This window comes from Methylocella sp. (genome assembly GCF_041905455.1).
Classification (GTDB): Bacteria; Pseudomonadota; Alphaproteobacteria; order Rhizobiales; family Beijerinckiaceae; genus Methylocapsa.
The window spans coordinates 43,569-62,389 of record NZ_JAYRLA010000003.1; the positions used below are offsets into that span (position 1 = coordinate 43,569).

The 18,821-nt window shown below is 71.4% G+C and carries 19 protein-coding genes and 2 pseudogenes; 10 read left to right on the forward strand and 11 right to left on the reverse strand.

Annotation, left to right across the window (positions count from 1 at the left end; all coding sequences use genetic code 11):
* Positions 1-1,299, forward strand: a complete 1,299-nt coding sequence (locus tag ACE3OG_RS03610; protein WP_374306125.1) for a hypothetical protein — start codon at positions 1-3, stop codon at positions 1,297-1,299.
* Here the strand turns inward: ACE3OG_RS03610 and ACE3OG_RS03615 are convergent.
* Genes ACE3OG_RS03615 through ACE3OG_RS03640 form a run of 6 tightly spaced genes read right to left on the reverse strand, consistent with a single transcriptional unit; the run spans position 1,286 to position 6,222 of the window.
* Positions 1,286-1,591 (reverse strand): lipoyl domain-containing protein, encoded by a 306-nt coding sequence (locus tag ACE3OG_RS03615; protein WP_374306126.1) that lies wholly within the window; start codon positions 1,589-1,591, stop codon positions 1,286-1,288. The genes ACE3OG_RS03610 and ACE3OG_RS03615 overlap by 14 nt on opposite strands.
* The gene (locus ACE3OG_RS03620; RefSeq protein WP_374306128.1) at positions 1,588-2,598 is read right to left on the reverse strand and encodes an alpha-ketoacid dehydrogenase subunit beta; all 1,011 of its coding nucleotides are present in this window, start codon (positions 2,596-2,598) and stop codon (positions 1,588-1,590) included. Before ACE3OG_RS03620 ends, ACE3OG_RS03615 begins: the two co-directional genes overlap by 4 nt.
* Positions 2,588-3,511: a thiamine pyrophosphate-dependent dehydrogenase E1 component subunit alpha gene (locus tag ACE3OG_RS03625; RefSeq protein ID WP_374306129.1), complete on the reverse strand. Its 924-nt coding sequence runs from the start codon at positions 3,509-3,511 to the stop codon at positions 2,588-2,590. Before ACE3OG_RS03625 ends, ACE3OG_RS03620 begins: the two co-directional genes overlap by 11 nt.
* Complete coding sequence (locus ACE3OG_RS03630; RefSeq protein ID WP_374306130.1) at positions 3,508-4,413, reverse strand: hypothetical protein; 906 nt, start codon at positions 4,411-4,413, stop codon at positions 3,508-3,510. The genes ACE3OG_RS03625 and ACE3OG_RS03630 overlap by 4 nt, the downstream gene beginning before the upstream one ends.
* Complete coding sequence (locus tag ACE3OG_RS03635; protein WP_374306131.1) at positions 4,406-5,437, reverse strand: glycosyltransferase family 2 protein; 1,032 nt, start codon at positions 5,435-5,437, stop codon at positions 4,406-4,408. Before ACE3OG_RS03635 ends, ACE3OG_RS03630 begins: the two co-directional genes overlap by 8 nt.
* Positions 5,422-6,222, reverse strand: coding sequence for a hypothetical protein (locus ACE3OG_RS03640; protein WP_374306132.1), 801 nt, complete (start codon positions 6,220-6,222; stop codon positions 5,422-5,424). The genes ACE3OG_RS03635 and ACE3OG_RS03640 overlap by 16 nt, the downstream gene beginning before the upstream one ends.
* A 239-nt stretch (positions 6,223-6,461) precedes the next feature.
* Here ACE3OG_RS03640 and ACE3OG_RS03645 point away from each other — a divergent pair.
* From ACE3OG_RS03645 to ACE3OG_RS03680, 8 genes and pseudogenes are all read left to right on the forward strand, one after another.
* Positions 6,462-6,665, forward strand: a pseudogene (locus ACE3OG_RS03645) (sigma 54-interacting transcriptional regulator); the annotation flags it as partial.
* A 79-nt stretch (positions 6,666-6,744) separates the two neighbouring features.
* Positions 6,745-7,281 (forward strand): helix-turn-helix domain-containing protein, encoded by a 537-nt coding sequence (locus tag ACE3OG_RS03650; protein WP_374306133.1) that lies wholly within the window; start codon positions 6,745-6,747, stop codon positions 7,279-7,281.
* A 305-nt stretch (positions 7,282-7,586) separates the two neighbouring features.
* A complete protein-coding gene (locus ACE3OG_RS03655) occupies positions 7,587-8,603 on the forward strand; it encodes an NAD(+)/NADH kinase (protein WP_374306134.1) in 1,017 nt (338 codons plus the stop codon).
* Positions 8,604-8,621: 18 nt separating this feature from the next.
* Positions 8,622-8,780, forward strand: a pseudogene (locus ACE3OG_RS03660) (ABC transporter substrate-binding protein); the annotation flags it as partial.
* Between the two features lie 79 nt (positions 8,781-8,859).
* Complete coding sequence (locus ACE3OG_RS03665; protein ID WP_374306135.1) at positions 8,860-9,264, forward strand: alpha/beta fold hydrolase; 405 nt, start codon at positions 8,860-8,862, stop codon at positions 9,262-9,264.
* Positions 9,265-9,348: 84 nt separating this feature from the next.
* Positions 9,349-10,236: a PQQ-binding-like beta-propeller repeat protein gene (locus ACE3OG_RS03670; RefSeq protein WP_374306137.1), complete on the forward strand. Its 888-nt coding sequence runs from the start codon at positions 9,349-9,351 to the stop codon at positions 10,234-10,236.
* 231 nt (positions 10,237-10,467) lie between these two features.
* The gene (locus ACE3OG_RS03675; protein WP_374306311.1) at positions 10,468-10,719 is read left to right on the forward strand and encodes a cytochrome c; all 252 of its coding nucleotides are present in this window, start codon (positions 10,468-10,470) and stop codon (positions 10,717-10,719) included.
* 100 nt (positions 10,720-10,819) lie between these two features.
* Entirely contained in the window at positions 10,820-11,470 is a 651-nt protein-coding gene (locus tag ACE3OG_RS03680; protein ID WP_374306138.1) for a substrate-binding periplasmic protein, read from the forward strand.
* Positions 11,471-12,004: 534 nt separating this feature from the next.
* Here ACE3OG_RS03680 and ACE3OG_RS03685 read toward each other — a convergent pair.
* From ACE3OG_RS03685 to ACE3OG_RS03695, 3 genes are read right to left on the reverse strand one after another with little or no spacing between them, the layout of a single operon-like run.
* Entirely contained in the window at positions 12,005-13,531 is a 1,527-nt protein-coding gene (locus ACE3OG_RS03685; RefSeq protein WP_374306139.1) for an efflux transporter outer membrane subunit, read from the reverse strand.
* A 2-nt stretch (positions 13,532-13,533) separates the two neighbouring features.
* Entirely contained in the window at positions 13,534-15,183 is a 1,650-nt protein-coding gene (locus ACE3OG_RS03690) for a DHA2 family efflux MFS transporter permease subunit (RefSeq protein WP_374306140.1), read from the reverse strand.
* Positions 15,180-16,394, reverse strand: coding sequence for an HlyD family secretion protein (locus tag ACE3OG_RS03695; protein WP_374306141.1), 1,215 nt, complete (start codon positions 16,392-16,394; stop codon positions 15,180-15,182). Before ACE3OG_RS03695 ends, ACE3OG_RS03690 begins: the two co-directional genes overlap by 4 nt.
* Positions 16,395-16,495: 101 nt before the next feature.
* On the opposite strand from ACE3OG_RS03695, the gene ACE3OG_RS03700 reads away from it, so the two are divergent.
* A complete protein-coding gene (locus ACE3OG_RS03700; RefSeq protein WP_374306143.1) occupies positions 16,496-17,164 on the forward strand; it encodes a TetR/AcrR family transcriptional regulator in 669 nt (222 codons plus the stop codon).
* Between the two features lie 19 nt (positions 17,165-17,183).
* On the opposite strand, the gene ACE3OG_RS03705 is transcribed toward ACE3OG_RS03700, so the two are convergent.
* Both ACE3OG_RS03705 and ACE3OG_RS03710 read right to left on the reverse strand, forming a co-directional pair.
* Positions 17,184-18,059 (reverse strand): undecaprenyl-diphosphate phosphatase, encoded by an 876-nt coding sequence (locus ACE3OG_RS03705; protein WP_374306144.1) that lies wholly within the window; start codon positions 18,057-18,059, stop codon positions 17,184-17,186.
* 79 nt (positions 18,060-18,138) lie between these two features.
* On the reverse strand, positions 18,139-18,741 hold the full coding sequence (locus ACE3OG_RS03710) for a cation transporter (protein ID WP_374306145.1): 603 nt from the start codon (positions 18,739-18,741) through the stop codon (positions 18,139-18,141).
* Positions 18,742-18,821: the final 80 nt, after the last annotated feature.

Consider the following 18,821-nt stretch of genomic DNA (forward strand, 5'->3'; position numbering starts at 1 on the left):
ATGGGCGCCGCGCTGACCCTTCCCCCGCTCGGCGTCGGCGCCGGGCGCTCCGGCCTCGCCCTTCTGCGCGAGGAGGGTAGCCTCGTCGCGCCGGGCGAGCCGGTCGCCTTCTGCTCGCTCTCCCTCGACGGCGCGGCGCGCGCGGCCTTCGAGGGCGAGGACGTCGCGCAGGCCATCCTCGCGAGCCCGCTCGGCGGTCGGCTCGAATTCGACGACGCCGGCGCCGGCGGCCTGCTCGACGAGCGCGTGTTCGAGCCCTGGCGGGCGGGCGAGACGGTCTGCCGGATCGTCGGCGCGGCGGGAGAGGCGCCGCTGCGCGCGATGATCCTCGCCGGACGGCGGATCGGCTGGCCGGTCGACGCCGGCCCCGCGCTGCTGCCGGGCCTTTATTCGCGCGTGCGCGCCTTCTGGGGCGAGGGCGCGGCGCAGGCGCCCGTCCTCGCGATCATGGGTCTGTGCGACGCCACGGGTTTTATGCGCGGCCGGCGCGCCGCCTTCCTGGAGCTGTTCGCGGCGACACATGGCCCGGCGCATGTCGTCCACGTCTTCGAGAAGCCGCTCGCGCCCTGCGCGCCCGTGCTGCTCGACGGGCTTTTGCGCGCTCCGGCCGAGGCGGAGGAGATCGCGCAGGACCTGCGCGGCTTCTTCGCCGACGCGCGCCCGGCGCCGAGCCCGGCCGATCTCGTCTTCGCCGGCGCGCTCCTTTCGCAGCTTGGCGCGAGCCCGCTGCGCGAGCGCTGCGCCGTCTTCGATTCGCGCGGGCTCTCGCCGGGGCGGGCGCCGCGATTCGCGCTGATGTCGTCGAGCGCCGAGCCGCGCGCGCTGCTGCGCCACAGGAAGCTCGGCTACCGTCTTTATATCCTGCCCGACGACCTGCGCTGCGCCGGCCCGGCGGTCAGGGCCTGGCTTTCCGCCGCCTTCGCGCCGCAGGAAAGGACGCTCGACGACATCGCGCGGGACTACGCGCAGCTCGCGCAGGCGGCGGCCGGAACGCGGCTCATCGTCGTCAACCGCATGTCGAGCTCGGGGCGCGAGGACATTCTGAGCTACGCGCCCTTCGACCCGCCGCTCGGGCGCACTCTCGCCTTCGTCGCCGGCAAGGAGACGAACCTCATGCTGGACGACCTCGCCGCGGCGGGCGCCCTCGGCGTCCTCGACGTCGACGCCATCGCCGCCGAGATCGGCGGAGCGCGGCATCTCGCCGACGGGATACATCAGAGCGAGGAGCTGCAGCGCTTCTTGCGCGGAGAAGTCTTGCGCATCCTCGCCGACGCCGGGCGGGCGTTCAGTCCACCGTGAAGTCCACGGCGAGCTCGGCGGCCTGCCCGGGATCGGCGGGCAGGGCCTCGCCTTCATCGTCGCTCAGCAGGGCGATCGGCGTCTCGAGCTTCGCCCAGTCCCCGGCCTGCGCGAGCGCCGCGCGCAATACGCCCGGCTGGCCGCAGCGCACCTCGACGAGCGCCTTGTGCGTCTCGAGCTCGACGATCAGCTCGCCGGGCGCGAATCTGCGCCCCGTCTCGCCATGCCATTCGAGCACGCGGATCTCCTCGACGTCCTCGCCGACGCGCGGCACGACAAGCTTGTAGATCATTCAGGCTCTCCGGTTCTTGCGCGAGCGCGCGCGCAAAGCGTCTTCGCCGCGGCGACGACGCGCGCGGCGTCCGGCACGACCGCCGCCTCGAGCGCGGGATTGGAGGAGACGGGCGCGGGCAGGGGGCCGACGCGCGCGGCGCGGATCGGCCCCAGCCTCTCGCCGACGCGCGCGAAAACCTCGGCGCCGACGCCGCAGGCGAGCTGGCCCTCCTCCAAGGTCAAGAGCGCCCCGGTGCGGGCGACGCTCGCGGCCAGCGTCTCGACGTCGAGCGGGGCGAGGCTGCGCAGGTCGATCACCTCGCAGGAGACGCCCGCCTCGGCGAGGCGCTCGGCCGCCTCCAGCGCGATGCGGACCATGTAGGAATGCGAGACGAGGGTGACGTCCGTTCCCGCGCGAAGAATTTTGGCGACGCCGATCGGCGTCGGCGCCTCCTCGAGCGGAACCTCGCCCGCGCCGGGAAAGAGCTTCTTGTGGTCGACGTAGACGACGGGTCCGCGCTCGCGCAGCGCCGCCTTCATGAGGCCGTAGGCGTCGGCCGGGTTCGAGGGCGCGACGACCTTGAGGCCCGGAACCGACATCAGCCACGCTTCGATGCATTGCGAATGGGCGACGCCCTGGCCCTTGGCGCCGGCGGTGGTCTTGACGACGAGCGGCGCGCCCATCCGCCCGGCCGACTTGAAACGCAGCTTCGCCCCGTAATTGACGAGCGGGTCGAGGCCGAGCATCAGGAAATCCATGTAGGTGACGCTGACCAGCGGGCGGAAGCCGCCGGCGGCGAGGCCGACGCCGAGCCCGATCATGGCGTTCTCGGCGACCGGCGCGTCGCGCACGCGCGCCGGGCCGAACTCGGCGAAAAGCCCGTCGAACTCCTTGTAGGAGCCGCCGAAGGCGCCGACGTCCTGCCCGACGACGAGGACGCGCGCATCGGCGCGCATCTCCTCGGCGAGCGCGCGGGCGATCGCCTCGCGGAAGAACAGCCGCCGCGCGCGGGGCTCACCAGACATCGGCGAGGGCCTCCTGCGGGTCCGGCAGCGGGGAGGCGTCGGCGAAGGCGAGCGCTTCGGCGACCTCGCGCGCGACCTCCGCGTCGAGCGCCGCCAGCGCGCCGTCGTCGAGATCGCCGCGTTCGACGAGAAGGCGCTGATACGCGGCGATCGGGCAGCGCGCGCGCAGCGCGTCGAGCTCCGCCTTGCTCCGCGTCTCGCGCGCCGTGGTCGAGTGGCTCAGAAAGCGCGCCGAGGCGCATTCGAGGAAGAACGGTCCGCCGGCGCGGGCGGCTTCCGCGGCCTCGCGCGCGGCGTCGGCGACCGCCTCGACGTCCATGCCGTCGACGCGTCGCGACGGTATCCCGAACGGCGCGGCGAGATCGGCGAGGCGCTTTGCCGCGAGCGCGGCGGCGCGCGGCGTCGAGACCGAATAGCCGTTGTCGTCGCACACGAACGCCAGCGGCAGGCGCCACAGCGCGGAAAGGTTCAGCGCCTCGTGCAGCGCGCCCGCGCCGCAGGCGCCGTCGCCGAAGACGACCGCGACGATCCCGCCTTCCCCGGAAAGCTGGCGCGACAGCGCCAGCCCCGCGGCGACGGTGAGATTGCCGCCGACGACGGCGTGCGCGCCGAAGAAGCCGCTCTCCTTGTCGTTGACATGGCCGCGCCCGGCGCGGCCGGCGTTCACCCCGTCGCGGCGTCCGAGCAGCTCGGCCATCAGACGGCGCGGCGCGATCCCTCGCGCGAGGGCGAAGCCGATCGAGCGGCCGCCGGTCAGGAGCTGGTCCCCCGGCTCCAGCGCCGCGCAAAGACCGGCGGCGACCGCCTCCTCGCCGGCGGAAAGAAGCTGGAAGCCATGGTCGCGCCGCGCGGCGAGGGCCGCCTCGAAGGCGCGGATCAGCTTCATGGTCCGCAGCAGGGCCGGCGCGCTCAAGGGCGCCCCCCTCGGGCGGAGCCGTTCGGCCGCAGGCGGCGAACGGCGAGGCGCGCCGCGCCGCCGAAGGCGAGCATGGCGCATTGGCGCAGGCCCCGCCGCGCGACCGCAGCGTTGAGCCGGGCCAGCGCGTCGCGCGGGCCGATCGCGCCCGAGAGCAGCGCGCGCAGATAGAGCGCGGCCTGGCCGTCCGTCTCGCCGAAGGTCTGAACCGTCTGGGTGAAGCCGCCGACGCGCATCGACAGCGTGTTGAGCCCGGCCGGGACGGCGCGCGCCGGGCCTTCGCTCGGCCAGGGCGGCGGAAGCGCCTGCAGATGCGCCAGCGCCGCCTCCAGCGTCGTCGCGGGGAAAAGGTCGTCGCAGGCGCCGGAGAGGAGCGCCATGGCGAGGCGGCGCGCCGCCGCCTCGACGGCGAAGGGGGATTCGAGCCGCCAGTCGGCGTCGAGCGCGCGTCCGCCGACGTCGGCGAGCGCCCGGTCGAGGTCGACGACGAAGGCGCCGGTCTCCTGCGACAGTTCGGCGGCGAGAAGGTTCAGGCGGCGGATGCGCGTCCGCCGCGCGGCGGCGAGCTCCGGCGCCTCGTCGCGCACGCAGCGGAACACGGTCGTCAGATAGAAGAACTCATGTGCTTTCGCGCCCGCTGGAACCTCGGCGCGAAGGCGCGCCTGCGTCTGGTCCCAGGCCTGCGCAAGCGGCTCGACGTCCTGCGCGAGCGACAGGACGACGATTTCGCGCGGCGCGCCGTCGTCCGGCGCCGCGTCGCCCTGCGGCGCGAAGGCGAAGCGCGGCGCGTCCGCCCCTGCGGCGACGAGCGCTTCCTCCATGCGCGTCACGGCGCGCCGCAAGGCGGCCTGTTCCAGCGCGCCCGGCTTGGCGCGGATCAGGAAGTTTTGGCTAGCCAAGGGCGGCGCCCTGTTCCGCGCAGGCGCAAAGATGCGCCGCCCGCGCCGCCTCGAGGCCCACGACGCCCACGCGCCGCGCCGCCTCCGCGAGCTGCGGCAGGGAGAGGATGCGCGCCGGCGCGGGAACGGCGGGCGCGTCGGCAAGGCTCGCCCACAGCACGGCGAGCAGGGCGACCTCGGGCAGCGGATGGCGCGCGTAGAAGCGCGCCTCCCAGTCCGTCTCGACGAGCGGGTCGCGCCAGCCCCTGCGGTGGATCATGTGGAAGGAGCGCGCCCCGTCCGCCGGCGCCATGGCGAGCCCGGCCTGCGTCAGCCGCAGGGCGAGCTCGCGATGCTCGTTGATCGAAAGCTCGTCGTCGAAGCCGCCGCTGTCGAGAAAGGCGGCGCGCGGAACGGACTGGTTCGAGCCCGAGGCGGCCGCCCACAGGACCGCGCAGCCCCGCGCCTCGCGCAGCGCGGCCATCTCCAGCTGATAGAGACGCCGCGGCCCCGCGCCGGGATAGATTCCCTCCTGCGCGCGCGCCTCGATCGAGGCGAAATCGCCGGCGACCTCGTCCACGCCGACGCGCGCGCGGGCGAGGTCGGCCGCGCTCATCGCCGAAACGCGCGCCTCCTCGCCGGGCATCGGCGTCAGCGCGTCGGGATCGCGGAAGAGCCGCGTCTGGCGCAGGTGCAGCGTCTCGCCGCGCGCGAGCGCTCCGTCAAGGCGGCGATGGACGGCGAGATGGCGCGCGACGAAATCGGGGCCGGCCAGCGTGTCGCCGTCGAGGAAGATCAGGACGTCGCCGCCGGCGCGCGCCGCCCCCGCGTTCGCCGCGCGCGAGCGGCCCTGCGCCTTTTCATGGTCGATCCGCACGAGCGGGGCGAGGCGCGTCGCCTCGCGCAGCACGTCGTCCGTCGCGTCGTCCGATCCGTCGTTGACGACGACGATTTCGGCCTCCTCGCTCTGCGCCCGGAGCGAAGCGAGGGTCAGGCGCAGCCGCGCCGCCTCGTCGCGCGAGCGCAGGATCACGCTCGCGCGCATGCGCGCTCCTCTTCGAGAACGCCAAGGTCGGCGAGGATGCGCGCGACCTCCTGCGCGACGAGGCGGCAGCCTTCGGGCGCAAGATGCGTCGCGTCGAGCTTGAGCCTGTCGGCGCCCGCCCGCGCGAGGACGGCGTCGACGTCGACGATCGAGACGCCGCTGCGCGCGGAGAGCTCGATCAGCCCGAGGTTGAAGCGCCGCGCCACGGTCGAGAAGGCGTCCTCGAGCCCCAGATGGCAATGGATGAACTCGCCCGGCGCTGCGCAGGAGAGGTTGTAGATGAGGACCGGCGCGTCGGATCGCGCGGCGAGGCGTTCGAGGACGCCTTCGAGCGCCTCCATCGACTGCTCGACCGTGGAAGGCGGGACCTCGACGAACTCGCGGGCGAGCCGCTCGCGCAGGGGGGCGGGCCAGCTCGCCGCCTCGTAGGGAAAGAACAGGAAGCCCTTTTCCCTGTGCCGCACGAGCCGCGCGGCGATCTCCGGCATGACCGAGAGGACGAAGGCGTCGGCGTCGGATGCGAAGAGCCTCGCGCTGAACTGGCTTTCGAGCGGATAGGCGCGCAGCGGCGCGTCGAAGCCGGCGAGCTCCGCCGGAACGTCGCCGCCTGCTTCGAGCAGGGCCTGCGCGCCGGTCGAGGTCTCATGCTTCAGGCGGACCGAAACGCCCTGCGGACGCAGAATCTCGTTCAGCCCGTTCCACGTCACCCGTCCGCCGAGGCGGCAGGAATGCAGCGAGTCGTAGACGTCGACGTTGCCCTTGAGGAAAAGCGTGATGCGCCGCACATGAGGCTCCCCGCGCCAAGGACGCCTGCGCGGACGCGCGAGGCGCGGGACCGCGGCATGGGCCAGGTTTGTCCGAAGTCTATTCCGATTCGGCGGCGAAAAACATTCGGACTTGAATCCGCTTCGCTTGCGTCCGCCCGCCGGCGCCGCCGCTGCCGCCGCTGCCGCGCGAAATGTGCGCCGGCGATCCCGCGATGCTCGAATCGCTGCGCCGCGCCGCGAAGATCGTCGGAACCCAGATGAGCATCCTCATTCAGGGCGAGACCGGCGTCGGCAAGGAGCATCTCGCCAAGGCGCTGCACGCCTCCTCGCCGCGCGCCGGCAAGCCCTTCGTCGCCGTGAACTGCGCGGCGCTGCCGGAGAGCCTCATCGAAAGCGAGCTGTTCGGCCATGAGGCGGGCTCCTTCACCGGCGCCGGCGGCAAGGGCAAGAAGGGCCTCGTGCTCTCGGCCGACGGCGGCACGCTGTTCCTCGACGAGATCGGCGACATGCCCGCGCGCCTCGCAGACGCGGCTCCTCAGGGTGCTCGCCGCGACGCACCGCGACCTCCTCGCGCTCGTGACGGAGGGCGCGTTCCGCGAGGATCTCTACTTCCGCCTCAACGGCGCCGTGCTGACGCTGCCGCCGCTGCGCCGGCGCGCCGACGTGGGCCGGCTGGTCGACGTCCTGCTCGAACGGCGGCGCTCGTCCTGCGGCGAGCCGCTGAGCCTGAGCGAGGAGGCGAGAGCCGCGCTTTGCGCCCATTCCTGGCCGGGCAACGTCCGCGAGCTCGTCAACTGCCTCGACTACGCGAGCGCCGTCTGCCCGGGGAGCGAGATCAGCCTCGACGATCTGCCCGAAACGCTCCTCGCCGCCGCGACGTTCGCGCTCGCCCCGCCGGAACGGCCGGCGCCGGCCGCCGAGGCCGGCGAGGACGCGCTCCCCCATCTGCTTGAGACGCTGCGCGAACACCGCTGGAACGTGTCGGCCGTCGCCCCCGCGCTCGGGGTCGACCGCACGACGGTGCATCGGCGGATGCGCCGGCTCGGGCTCGTGCCGCCGCAAAAGCGCGGATTTTGAGCCTTCGCGCGAAAATGAGCCTTCGCTCAAAAAATTGTGCGGCCTTTTTCAAACTCGCGCGTTGAGCTGAAACGGCTGGACGAAGCCTCGTCCCGGCGAACGGACCTGCGCGCGCACTGAGGCGACGGGACGCGGAGCGCGCCTCGCCTGTGGCGTCGCGTCGCCGCAGGCGAGGCATCTGCGGGCCGCGGCCGCATTCTTCAACTAATTGATTCAAAACAATATTAAACGTCGCGAGCGGCTTGGCGCCTTGCTTGTGCTATGTCCTGCGGCCGCGGGTTCCATGCGGCGCAGGGAGCACGCTCTTGACGCCTGTCGTCGGCATCATCGCCAACCCGTTTTCGGCGCGCGACGTCCGGCGCGTCGTCGCGCAGGCGTCGGGCGTCCAGATCGCCGATCGGGCCAACGCCGTCATGCGCGCGCTCGCGGGCCTTGCCGCCGGCGGCGTCGGCGAGGTCCTGATGATGCCCGACCGCGCCGGCCCCGTCCAAAGCGTCGAGCGCACGCTCGACCGCGCCGCGCGCCGCGGCGGCTCTCCCTATCCGCGCCTCAGCGTCCTCGACATGCCGGTCAGGAGCGCCGTCGAGGACGCCCATGTCGCCGCGCGCATGATGGCCCGCGCCAATGTCGCGGCGATCCTGGCGCTCGGCGGCGACGGCGCCCATCGCGCGGTCGTCGCCCATTGCGGAACGACGCCGCTCGCCGCGATCTCCACCGGCGCCAACAACGCCTTCGCGGAGCTGCGCGAGCCGACCGTGGTCGGCCTCGCGACGGCGCTCGCCGCGACCGGCCAGGCGCCCGAAGGCGTCGCCTTTCGCGCCAACAAGCTGCTCGAGGCGAAGGTCAACGGCGAGGCGCATGTCGCGCTCGTCGACGTCGCCGTCGTCTCCGACTCCCACGTCGGCGCGAAGGCGCTCTGGCGCGTCGAGACCTTCCGCGAGCTTTACGTCGCCTTCGCCGACCCCGACGTCATCGGCATGGCGGCGATCGCCGGCCTGCTCGAGCCCGTGTCGCGCCGCGAGCCGGCGGCCCTGCGCGTGCGCCTCCTCGCGCCGGGCCTCGTCGCGCCCGTCGCGGTCGCCGGCTGGAGCCGCCTCCTCCCCGGCGAGACGGCGCGGCCCGCGCTCAAGGCCGGGACCCTCGCCTTCGACGGCGAGCGCGAAGTGAGTTTCCAGGACGGCGACGCGATCGCGATCGCGCTTCGCGAAAACGCCTTCCGCAGCGTCGACGTCGGCGCCTGCATGGCCTACGCGGCGACGCAGGGCCTCATGCGCGCGGCCGCCGCGCCCACAGTTCCGCAACAAGCCGCCGCGACCAGATAGGCGGCAGGGGAGACGTTCATGACCGACGCATCAAATCCGCTCGACAAGGCGGCGCTGCTCGAAGCCTACCGCCAGATGAAGACGATCCGCGAGTTCGAGGAGCGGCTGCACATCGAATTCGCCAAGGGGGACATCCCGGGCTTCGTCCATCTCTACGCGGGCGAGGAGGCGAGCGCCAAGGCCGCGCCGCAGCCTTCGCCCAAGGACCTCATGGCCGACGTCTACGTCTCATACTGAAAAAAGGGGAGGAGCGGGCATGGCTCGCAAGATCAGCTACAAGCAGGCGGTCAACGAAGCGCTCGACCTTGAGATGGCGCGCGATCCGAACGTCATCCTGATGGGCGGCCTCGTCAGCCGGCAGATGATCGACGACCTCCTGAAATACAAGCGCCTCGACGGCGTCGGCGAGGCGCTCGCGGCGATCTCCTCCGCGGCCTTCGCCGGCGGGCGCCAGAGCGCCGTCATGACGAAGGAGGCGCAGGCGATCGGCAAGCCGGTCACGGTGATCTGGGGCGCGTCCGACAAGGTCATCCCGGCCTCGCACGCCGCCCCGCCGCCCGCGGGCTGGACGGCGCAGGTGATCGAGGGCGCCGGACACATGGTGCAGATGGAGAAGGCCGCAGCGGTCAATGCGATCATAAAGAAATCGCTCGGCGCCTGAACGGAGGGGGGCGCGCCTGCGGGCTCGCGGGCCGTCCATGACAGTGAGAGGGGGAAACAATGGGAAAGCCTGAATGCGACGCCGGTGGGCGAAAACAACGCGACAGGAGACGCCGCGGCGTCCCTGCTCGCCCTCGACCCCAAGACCGGCTCCCTCAAATGGCACCGGCAGGAAGTTCCAGGCGATCACTATGATTACGACGCCGCCTATGAAGCGGTGGCGATCGACCACGAAGGGCGCCAGCTCATCATGCATCTGAGCAAGAGCGGCTTCGTCTTCGTGATGGAGAAGAGCAACGGCAGGATCTACAACGTGTGGCGGCTCGCCGAGAACATCAACTGGGTCAAAGACATCGATCCGAAAACAGGCGAGACGATCGGTCAGGTCGGCGACTTCCCGCTAGGAAAGGAGACGGTGCTTTGCCCCTATCTCCTCGGCGTGCGCAGCTGGAACGCGGGCGCCTACAATCCGACGACCAAGCTCTGGTACACGAACGCTATGGAGGTGTGCCAGACGCTCGTCCCGGCGCGGCAGGACGTCTCGAAGATCGGCGTCGCCGGCCTCTATCTCGGCGTCTCCAAGCTCGAGGCGGTCCCGCCGCTGAATGCGCCGGCGAGCGCCAGGCTCGACGCGCGCGATCCGCTCACCGGCAAGCTGAAATGGTCGATCCCCTACGACATCCCCGGACTCGGCGGCGTATTGACGACGGGCGGCGGCCTCGTCTTCAACGGCGTCGCCCACGGATTCGTCCGCGCCTATGACGCGGACTCCGGCGCGGAGCTATGGGAATTCAACGTCGGCTCCGGCGTGCGCGCCGGCATCGTCAGCTACGCGGTGAACGGCGAACAGTATATCTCCGTGCCCGCCGGCTGGGGATCGCTCGCGCCCGGCTTCATGGCGAGCGCCTTCCCGGCGGTCAGCAAGCTGCAGGGCGGCGCGGCGGTCATCACTTTCTCGGTCGAGGACAACTGACTTTCCCAGCCCTCGGGCGCGGGCGGCTCGCTCGCGCCCGATTTTTCCAGCCTTCGCCTTTGCGCCGCACGGCGGCGACCATGAGGACGAAATCGAACATGCCTGTACTCTTGATCATGACGGCGCTTCGATCCCGCGCGCCTGGCCGCGGTCGCGCTCGCCTTTTGCGGCGCCGCGCAGGCGCAGGAAGCCGAAACGCAGCCGCCGTTCAACCTCGGCGACCCGGCGATCATCGAAGAGGGGCGGGTTCAATTCGCGCAAACCTGCGTCTACTGTCACGGCAATGCGGGCAGCGGCGGCAAGACCGGGCCGATCGCCGGTCGGGACGATCTCACGCAGGATTATCTCTTCACGACCATTTCCAACGGCAAGAGAAGCGGCTCGCTGGTCATGCCGACGTGGAAGGATTCGCTCGATGAGCCGACAATCTGGAAACTCGTGGCTTATGTGCTTTCGCTCCAGGCGAAGCCGGCGGCGAAATAGCCTCGCCCTCGCCGGGCTCGCCGCGTTGTCGCTCTCGGCGAATACAGGCCTCGCGCGTCCGCTGGCGGAAATCCTGAGCTCAGGCGCGCTCAAGATCTGCGTGCAGGAAGACAATCCGCCCTATTCTTCGGCCCGGCCGAAGCCGAAGGGAATTTTCATCGACATCGGCGACGCGTTGGCCCGCAACCTCGGCGTCGAAGCCGAATACACCTGGCTGTTCTCGGCGGAGTATATCCGCAAGACGGACTGCGACCTCGTTCCCGCCGTCGCGATCGAAGGGGACGATCCGCTCAAGCAGACGATCCCCTATGTCCGCGTGCGCTCGACGCTCGTCGTGCCCAAGGACCGCGCGCAGGCGCATGATTTGGCCGAGTTCAAAAGCGGCCATGTCGCGGTGCTCGCGACGTCCTTCGCCCGCCATGTCCTCAATGAGCAGGGATATTCCCTGTGGGTCCGATTCCTGGAGAATGACGAGATTCTCGACGCCGTGGCGAAGGGCGAGGCTGATGGCGGCCTGCTGCCGCTTTACGCCTTTCAGTGGCGGGCGCATCTTGATCCGGCGCTTCCGCTGCGCGCGGAGTCGTCGGTCGCGCTTGATCCGAGCTTCGACTATTCCGCCGCGATGGGCCTGCGGCGAGCCGACGCCGCGGCGTTGCGGAAGATCGACGAGGCGCTGGGGAAAATGATCGAGGACGACGAGCTGCAGGCGATCTTTTCGCGTTACGGCCTGACTTATGAGAAGCCGACATGACCGGCGCGATCGCCGGAGCGGCAAGGCGCCGGGCGAAGGCTGGCCTCGCCTCCATCGAATAACCCGGCGCTGAAGCCGTCGCTTCAAACACTTGCCCGCACTTGCGCGGCGGCTCCCGCTCGGGCCGCGCGCCTTCCCCGACCTTTCTCCCCGACCAACTTCGCCCGCCGTCTTCAGTCGGCGGGTTTTTTGCGTCGCGAAGCGCCGGTGGCGCCGAGAGCTTCCCGTGGGCGTCGGCGACGCTCTTGATCCAGCAGCCGGTCGCCTTCGCCCACGCCGGCGGATGGCGCAGCGTGGCGGCGGCCGCGTCCCGCGCGGCGCCGCAAGGATCGGCGCGGCCTGTCGGCTCCGCGCGGGTGGATTTTGATATAAGATATATCTAAATACAATCGTCTAAGCGGCGACGACCTTGGCGCCTTCGTGGTTCCGGCGCTAGAGCGCGTTCAGCGAAATCCAATTCGCCGAACGCGCTCTAGCTATTTGTTTAAACGCGTTTTCTCAACGCAAAAGTCTGCAACTTTTGCTGAAAACGCCCTAGAGCGGCGCGAGCGCGGCCTCGATCGGCGAGGCTTCGGGAGCGGGCGGAGCCGGCGGAAACCGTCCCCGCCAGCCGCCGCCGAGCGCCTTGTAGAGGGCGATCGCGTCGACGCAGAGGCTGGTGTCGCTGCGCTCCTGCTCGACCATCGCCTCGAGCATGGTGCGCTGGGCGTCGAGCACGCGGATGAAGTCGGCGACGCCGCCCTCATAGCGCGTGCGCGAGATCGCGAGCGCCTGGCGCGCGTGATCGACCTGCGCGGCGAGCTCGACGCCGCGGCGGCGCTCCGCGTCATAGGCGTTGAGCGCGTCGACGACCTCGCGCCAGGCGTTGAGCACGCTCTTGCGCCAGGCGATCGCCGTCTCCTGCTGGCGCGCCTCGCGCAGCTCCAGCGTCGACTTGAGCCGGCCGCCCTCGAAGATCGGCAGCGAGAGGGCGGGGCCGAACTGATATTGCAGCGAGCTTCCGCGCCACAGCTTGGCGGCGTCGAGCGCGTTGAGCGCGACCGTGCCGTTGAGCTTGACGCTCGGGTAGAAGTCGGCGACGGCGACGCCGATGTCGGCGGTCGCGGCGTGCAGGTCGGCCTCGGCGGCGCGGATGTCGGGACGCCGCCGCGCGAGCTCGCCCGGCACGCCGAGCGCGGGAACCGGCGGGGCGCGCAGGCGCGAGGGCTTCGCCACCTGCGCCGCGAGCGCGCCGGGCGGCTGGCCGAGCAGCAGCGCGAGCGCGTTGGCGTCGGCGTCGATCTCGTTGCGCGCGGCCGGAATCTGCGCCTTCACGCCGGAGACGAGGGCGGCGGCGTTCTGCACGTCGAGGTCGCTGACGAGGCCCTTCGCCGCGCGCGTGCGCGTCAGCTCGAGGCTTTCCTCGGCGCTTTTCAGATTGGCCTCGAGAATCCCCACCCGCCGCTGCGCGCCGCGCAGCGCCGCGTAATTGCGTGCGATCTCGGCCTGCGTCGAGACGAGGACGTCGCGCCGGCGCTCCTCGGCGGCGGCGACGTCGGCGCTCGCGGCCTCGACCTGCCGGCGCACCCGGCCCCAGAGGTCGAGCTCCCAGGAGGCGTCGAAGCCGGTCTGCCAGACGCTGATCGGCGGCGCGGAGAGGTCCGGCCCGGCGAGGCTCAGGATGCCGTTCTTGCTGTAGAGCTCGCGCTGGTAGGAGGCGTCTCCGTTGATCCCGGGCAGCGCCGCCGACGCAGCGACGCCGCGCTGCGCCCGCGCCTGCCCGATGCGGGCGGAGGCCTCCGCGACGTCGAGATTCTCGTCCGCCGCCCGCTCGGCGAGCGCGGCCAGCGTCGGGTCGCGGAAGGATAGCCACCAGGAGTCGAGCTTCTCCTCGACGCGCGCCTGAGCCGGCGTCGGCGCCGGAGCGGGCTGTCCCGGCGCCGGCGGGCCGCGGAAGGAGGCGCGCGGCAGCTGCGGGTCGGGCGGCGAAAAATTCGGCCCGACGGAATCGCAGCCGCCGAGCGCGAGGAGGACGGCCAGAAGGCTGGCGCGCGAGAGGGGAGCGGTCAGGGGAGCGCCCAACGTCAATGTCCTCCGCCGGCGCCGCGCGCCGCCTTGCGTTTGGTGAGGAAGAAGCAGAACGGGACGACGCAGAGCGCGACGAACCCGGCGTAGAGGAAGACGTCGGAATAGGCGAGGATCTGCGCCTGCTTGCGGAAGGCCTGGTAGACCATGCCGACCGCGACGTCATGCGCCGCCGCCGCCGTATGGCCCATCGCGACCAGCGAGGCCTGATAGGAGGCGACGAGGTCGTTGAACGGCTGGTGGAACGGGCTCGCCCATTTCGACAGCTGCGCCTGATGGACCTGCGAACGCTGCGTGATCGCGGCGGTCGCGAGCGAGATGCCGATCGAGCCGAACACGTTGCGGAACATCGAGAACAACGCCGTCGCGTCGCCGTTCAGCGAGCGCGGCAGGGTGACGTAGGCGATCGTCGAGATCGGCACGAACAGGAAGGCGAGGCCGACGGTCTGCGCCGCGCGCATCCCGACGAGCGTGCCGAAGTCGATGTCGGGCGAGAGCCGGCTCGAATAGATGAAGGCGCAGCCCATCACGAAGAAGCCGGCGGCGATGATGAGCCGCGTCTGCAGGTGGCGCATCGCCTGTCCGATGATCGGGATCATGACGATGATCGCAAGGCCCCCCGGCGACAGGATGAGGCCGGACCAGGTCGCGGTGTAGCCCATGATCGACTGCGCGAACTGCGGAATGACCACGGCGCCGGCGTAGAGCACGCCGCCGACGGCCGAGATGCACACGCAGCCCATGGCGAAGTTGCGGTCCCTGAACACCTCGAGGTTGACGATCGGACGCTTCGCCGTGCGCAGCCACAGGATCGCCCCGGCGATCCCGGCGGCGGCGAGGACGGCCATGAGCTGGATGAAGCCCGAGTCGAACCAGTCGTCGTCCTCGCCGCGGTCGAGCATCACCTGCAGGGCGCCAAGGCCAAGGGTGATGAGGGCGAGGCCGACGACGTCGATGTGCTTGGCCGCGGCCCGCTTCAGCCAGGGCGGGTCCTCGACGAGGGCGAAGATCAGCGCGGCGGCGAGCGCGCCGACGGGGATGTTCATGAAGAAAATCCAGCGCCAGTCGTAGGCGTCGGTGACGTAGCCGCCGAGCGTCGGGCCGAGGACGGGGGCGACGATGGTCGCGATCGCGGTGACGCCGAAGGCCGCGCCGCGCTTCTCGGGCGGAAAGGTGTCGAGGATGATCGCCTGCTGCACCGGCTGCAGGCCGCCGCCGAAGAAGCCCTGCGCCAGACGGAAGATCACGAGCTCGGGCAGGCTCGAGGCGATCCCGCACAGGAACGAGCAGACCGTGAACATGACGATGCAGATCAGGAAATAGAGCTTGCGCCCGATCGCCGAGGAGAGCCAGCCCGAGATCGTCAGCACGATGGCGTTGGCGACGAGGTATGAAGTCAGCGCCCAGGTCGCCTCGTTGACGCTCGACGACAAGCTGCCGGCGATGTGCGGCAGCGCGACGTTGACGATCGTCGTGTCGAGGATCTCCATGAAGGCGGCCATGGTGACGACGACGGCGATCGCCCACGGATTGGCCGACGGGCGCCAGCGCGCGTGCTCGTCCGCCTCGCGCGCCGCCCGGGCGGCGGCCTCCCGCGCGGCCTGCGCGCTCCCCGCGGCGCGCGCCGGCGCCGCGACGGCCGCGCTCATTTCACGTGCACCCGCGGCGTGACGGAGACGCCGAGCGGCAGCGGCAGCTGCGGATCGAGCCCGCTCTCGATGGCGATCTTGACCGGCACGCGCTGCACGATCTTGACGAAGTTGCCGGTGGCGTTCTCCGGCGGGAAGGCGGTGAACTTAGAGCCCGAGCCGAGCTGCACGCTGTCGACGCGGCCCTTGAGCGCGAGCTGCGGATAGGCGTCGACCTCGATCTCGACCTCCTGGCCCTTGCGGATGCTCGCGAGCTGGGTCTCCTTGAAATTGGCGGTGACCCAGACGTCGGGCGAGACGATCGAGAACAGCGACTGGCCGGGCGTCACATAGGCGCCCGTCTCGACGTTGCGCTTGGTGATCCAGCCGTCCTGCGGCGCCCGCACCACCGTCCAGTCGAGGTTGAGGTCCGCCTGGTCGAGCTGCGCCTGCGCCTGTCCCACCTGGCCCGTGAGCCGGCTGACGTCGGCGTCGGCCTGGCCGATGCGCTGCGGGACCGGCTCGGCCTCGACGAGCTGCGCCTGCGCCAGCGCCACCTGCGCCTGCGCCTGCCGCAGCGCGGCCGTCGCGGCGTCGACCTCCTGCTGCGTCGTCGCCTGTTTCGGCAGGCTCTTCTGGCGCTGGTAGTCGGCCTCGGCCTTGGCCTCGGCCGCCCGCGCCGCGGCGAGCTGCGCCTTGGCCTGATCGAGCGCGGCGGGAAAGTTCTTGCGGGCGATCTCGGCGCCGAACCGCAGCGATTCGAGCTGCGCCTTGGCGATCGCGAGCGCGCCTTCGGCCGCCGCGCGGTCCTGCTCGTAGCGGCGCGGGTCGATGCGGATCAGCGGATCGCCCTTGTGCACGAACTGGTTGTCCGTGACCTCGAGCGCCACGACCTGCCCGGAGACCTGCGGGGAGATGGTGATCGCCCGCCCGTCGGTGAAGGCGTCGTCGGTCGAAACCGTCCCGAGCGTGGCGAAATGCAGATAGGCGCCGCCGCCGGCCAGCGCGCCGGCGACGAGCAGCGCGGCGAGAAGGAGCGGGCGCTTGCGCCGGCGCGTCGCGGGTTCGGGCTGCGCCTCGTCCGCTCCGGGCGAAGGTTTCGTCCGCGCCTCGACGTCGTCTTGCGCGTCCTCGCGCGGCTCCTCCTCGCGCTTCGCCTCGCGCCCATGCGGCGCGTAAGCCTCTTGCTCCGCCGCCTCGTCGATCTGGTCGAACTCCGCGCTCTTGTCCATGATGACTCCGTGCGGCGGCGGAACGTCCGGGCCGGGCCGCCGGCGGGGCGTCGCGCAAAAATTTATCCGAACTCACTGGTACGGGTATATCGCATCGGAGTATGAGTCAAATCACCGACCCCATCGATGGAGGCGATCCCATTCACGCCGTAGAGCCGCAGACGCGAAAAATCCCCCGGGGCGACCGGAGGCGCGACCAGATCGCGATCGTCGCCGAGGCCGCCTTCCTCGAGCGCGGCTACGCCGAGACGACGATGGCCGCCATCGCCGCGCTGGCCGAGGCCTCGAAGGAGACGCTGTACCGTCATTTCGGGACCAAGGCGGAGCTGTTCGCCGAGGTCGTGCGCCGCCGCTGCGCGCGCTATCTCAACGCCGACGACGCGTTGCGCGGCCCCCCGCGCGAGGCGCTGGCCGGACTCGCCGTCGAGTTCGTCGAGTTCCTCGGCAGGCCGGACTCGCTGCGCCTCTATCGCCTCGTCGTCGCCGAATCGGCGCGCGAGCCCGAGCTCGGCCGCATCTTCTTTGACCAGGGGCCGGGGCGGCTGGTCGCCCGCCTCGCCGACTATCTGCGCGAGGCGGCGCGGCGGGGCGAGCTCGACTGCCCCGACCCGCACGGCTCGGCCTGGCTGTTCCTCGGCGCGCTGATCTCCTATCCGCAGGCGAGCGCGCTGCTGCTCGGCGCGCCGCTGCCCGGCGGCGAGCCGCGCCGCCATGCGCGGGCGGCGGTGGAGATGTTTCTCGCCGGCCATGGCGCGCCGCGCGACGGCTGACGAAGCGCGCGGCGCCCGCTCAGGGCCGCAGCGCGCCGGCGCCGAGCAGGACGAACAGCAGCGCTCCGAGCGCCAGCCGGTACCACACGAAGGGCATGTAGCTGCGCGTCGAGACGAGCTTCAGGAAGCCGACGATGACGGCGTAGCCGACGACGAAGGCGACGAGCGTGGCGAACAGCGTCGGCCACGGGCCGATCGGCCCGAACTGTCCGAAATGGCGCCAGAGCTGGTAGAAGCCCGAGGCCAGCACCGCTGGAACGGCGAGCAGGAAGGAGTAGCGCGCCGCCGCCTCGCGCGTCAGCCCGAGGATCAGCCCGGCGCTGATCGTGCCGCCCGAGCGCGACACGCCGGGGACGAGCGCCAGCGCCTGCGCGAAGCCGAGCGCCAGCCCGCGCCCCCAGCCGATCTGGTCGAGGGCGAGCTTTCGCGCGCCGAATCGGTCGGCGAGGCCGAGGACGAGCGCGAAGACGACGAGCGTCGTCGCGGTGACGTAGAGGTTGCGCAGGCCGCCCTCGATCGCGTCCCTGAACAGGAGGCCGAGGATCGCGATCGGCAATGTGCCGAGGATGACGAGCCAGCCGAGTCGCGCGTCGGCGGCGTCCTTTTCCGCGCGCGGACCGATCAGCGACGAGAGCCACGCGCGAGAAATGCGAAAAATGTCGCGGCGGAAATAGATGAGCACCGCCGTCTCGGTGCCGATCTGGGTGATCGCGGTGAAGGCCGCGCCGGGATCGGCGGCGGACGGCAGCAGCGCGCCGACGACGCGCAGATGCGCGCTCGAGGAGATCGGCAGGAATTCGGTGAGCCCCTGCACGAGGCCGAGGACGCCGGCCTCGAACCATTCGAGCGCCGGAGACGTCGCGGGCGCGCCTTGCGCCGTCAGGGTTTCGGTCATGGGCCGCCTTCGATGTCTTGGCGCCGGATGCCGCGCGCCCTTCTTTCCCGCGACGAAGCCCGCGCTGTCAACGGCGCGCTCAGGACCGCGCCGCCGCATGCTCCTCACGCGCCGCCTCGAACACCTCGCGCGCCGCGTCGGCGTTGAGCGCGGCGATTCCGGCGCCGACGAGGAGGTCGGGCCAGGCCGAGGGCCACAGGAAAGCGGTGGCCAGCCCCGCGAGGACGACCGCGGCGTTGGCCAGCGCGTCGTTGCGCGCCGACAGGAAGGCGGCGCGCGTCAGGCTGCCGGCGCCCCGACGATGGCGGGCGAGCAGAAGGGCGCAGGCCAGATTGACGGCGAAGGCGCCGAGGCCGGCGAGCGCGAGCGGCGCCGGCGCGGGCGGAACGAAATTCGAGAGCTTGCCGACGATGGCCCAGAGGGTGGCGAGCGCGGGGACGAGCAGAATGGCGGCAAGGACCATGCCGACGCGCGCGCGCCGCGCCGGGCTCCAGCGCAGCGCGGCGAAGATCAGGAAATTGATCGCCGTGTCCTCGAGGAAGTCGATGCTGTCGGCGAACAGCGACACCGAGCCGATGACGAGTGCGACGGCGAATTCGACGCCGAAATAGCCGAGGTTGAGCAGGGCGACGAGAGCGACCGCGCGGCGCAGGGAGGGGTCCGGTTCGGCGGTCGGCGTCACTTCGGGCTCCTGTCCGCGCGTCGCCGCATGGCCTTGCGCGGCGAAGCGCATTGACGCGCGCCGTTTCAGGCGGCATGGGA

Excerpts from the sequence above, each read along its gene's own strand:
- ACE3OG_RS03690 (WP_374306140.1), bottom strand. The coding sequence starts at position 15,183 with ATGAGCGCGGCCGTCGCGGCGCCGGCGCGCGCCGCGGGGAGCGCGCAG.
- ACE3OG_RS03620 (WP_374306128.1), bottom strand. The coding sequence starts at position 2,598 with ATGTCTGGTGAGCCCCGCGCGCGGCGGCTGTTCTTCCGCGAGGCGATC.
- ACE3OG_RS03705 (WP_374306144.1), bottom strand. The coding sequence starts at position 18,059 with ATGACCGAAACCCTGACGGCGCAAGGCGCGCCCGCGACGTCTCCGGCG.
- ACE3OG_RS03665 (WP_374306135.1), top strand. The coding sequence starts at position 8,860 with ATGGCTCGCAAGATCAGCTACAAGCAGGCGGTCAACGAAGCGCTCGAC.
- ACE3OG_RS03700 (WP_374306143.1), top strand. The coding sequence starts at position 16,496 with ATGAGTCAAATCACCGACCCCATCGATGGAGGCGATCCCATTCACGCC.
- ACE3OG_RS03610 (WP_374306125.1), top strand. The coding sequence starts at position 1 with ATGGGCGCCGCGCTGACCCTTCCCCCGCTCGGCGTCGGCGCCGGGCGC.
- ACE3OG_RS03695 (WP_374306141.1), bottom strand. The coding sequence starts at position 16,394 with ATGGACAAGAGCGCGGAGTTCGACCAGATCGACGAGGCGGCGGAGCAA.
- ACE3OG_RS03635 (WP_374306131.1), bottom strand. The coding sequence starts at position 5,437 with ATGCGCGCGAGCGTGATCCTGCGCTCGCGCGACGAGGCGGCGCGGCTG.
- ACE3OG_RS03615 (WP_374306126.1), bottom strand. The coding sequence starts at position 1,591 with ATGATCTACAAGCTTGTCGTGCCGCGCGTCGGCGAGGACGTCGAGGAG.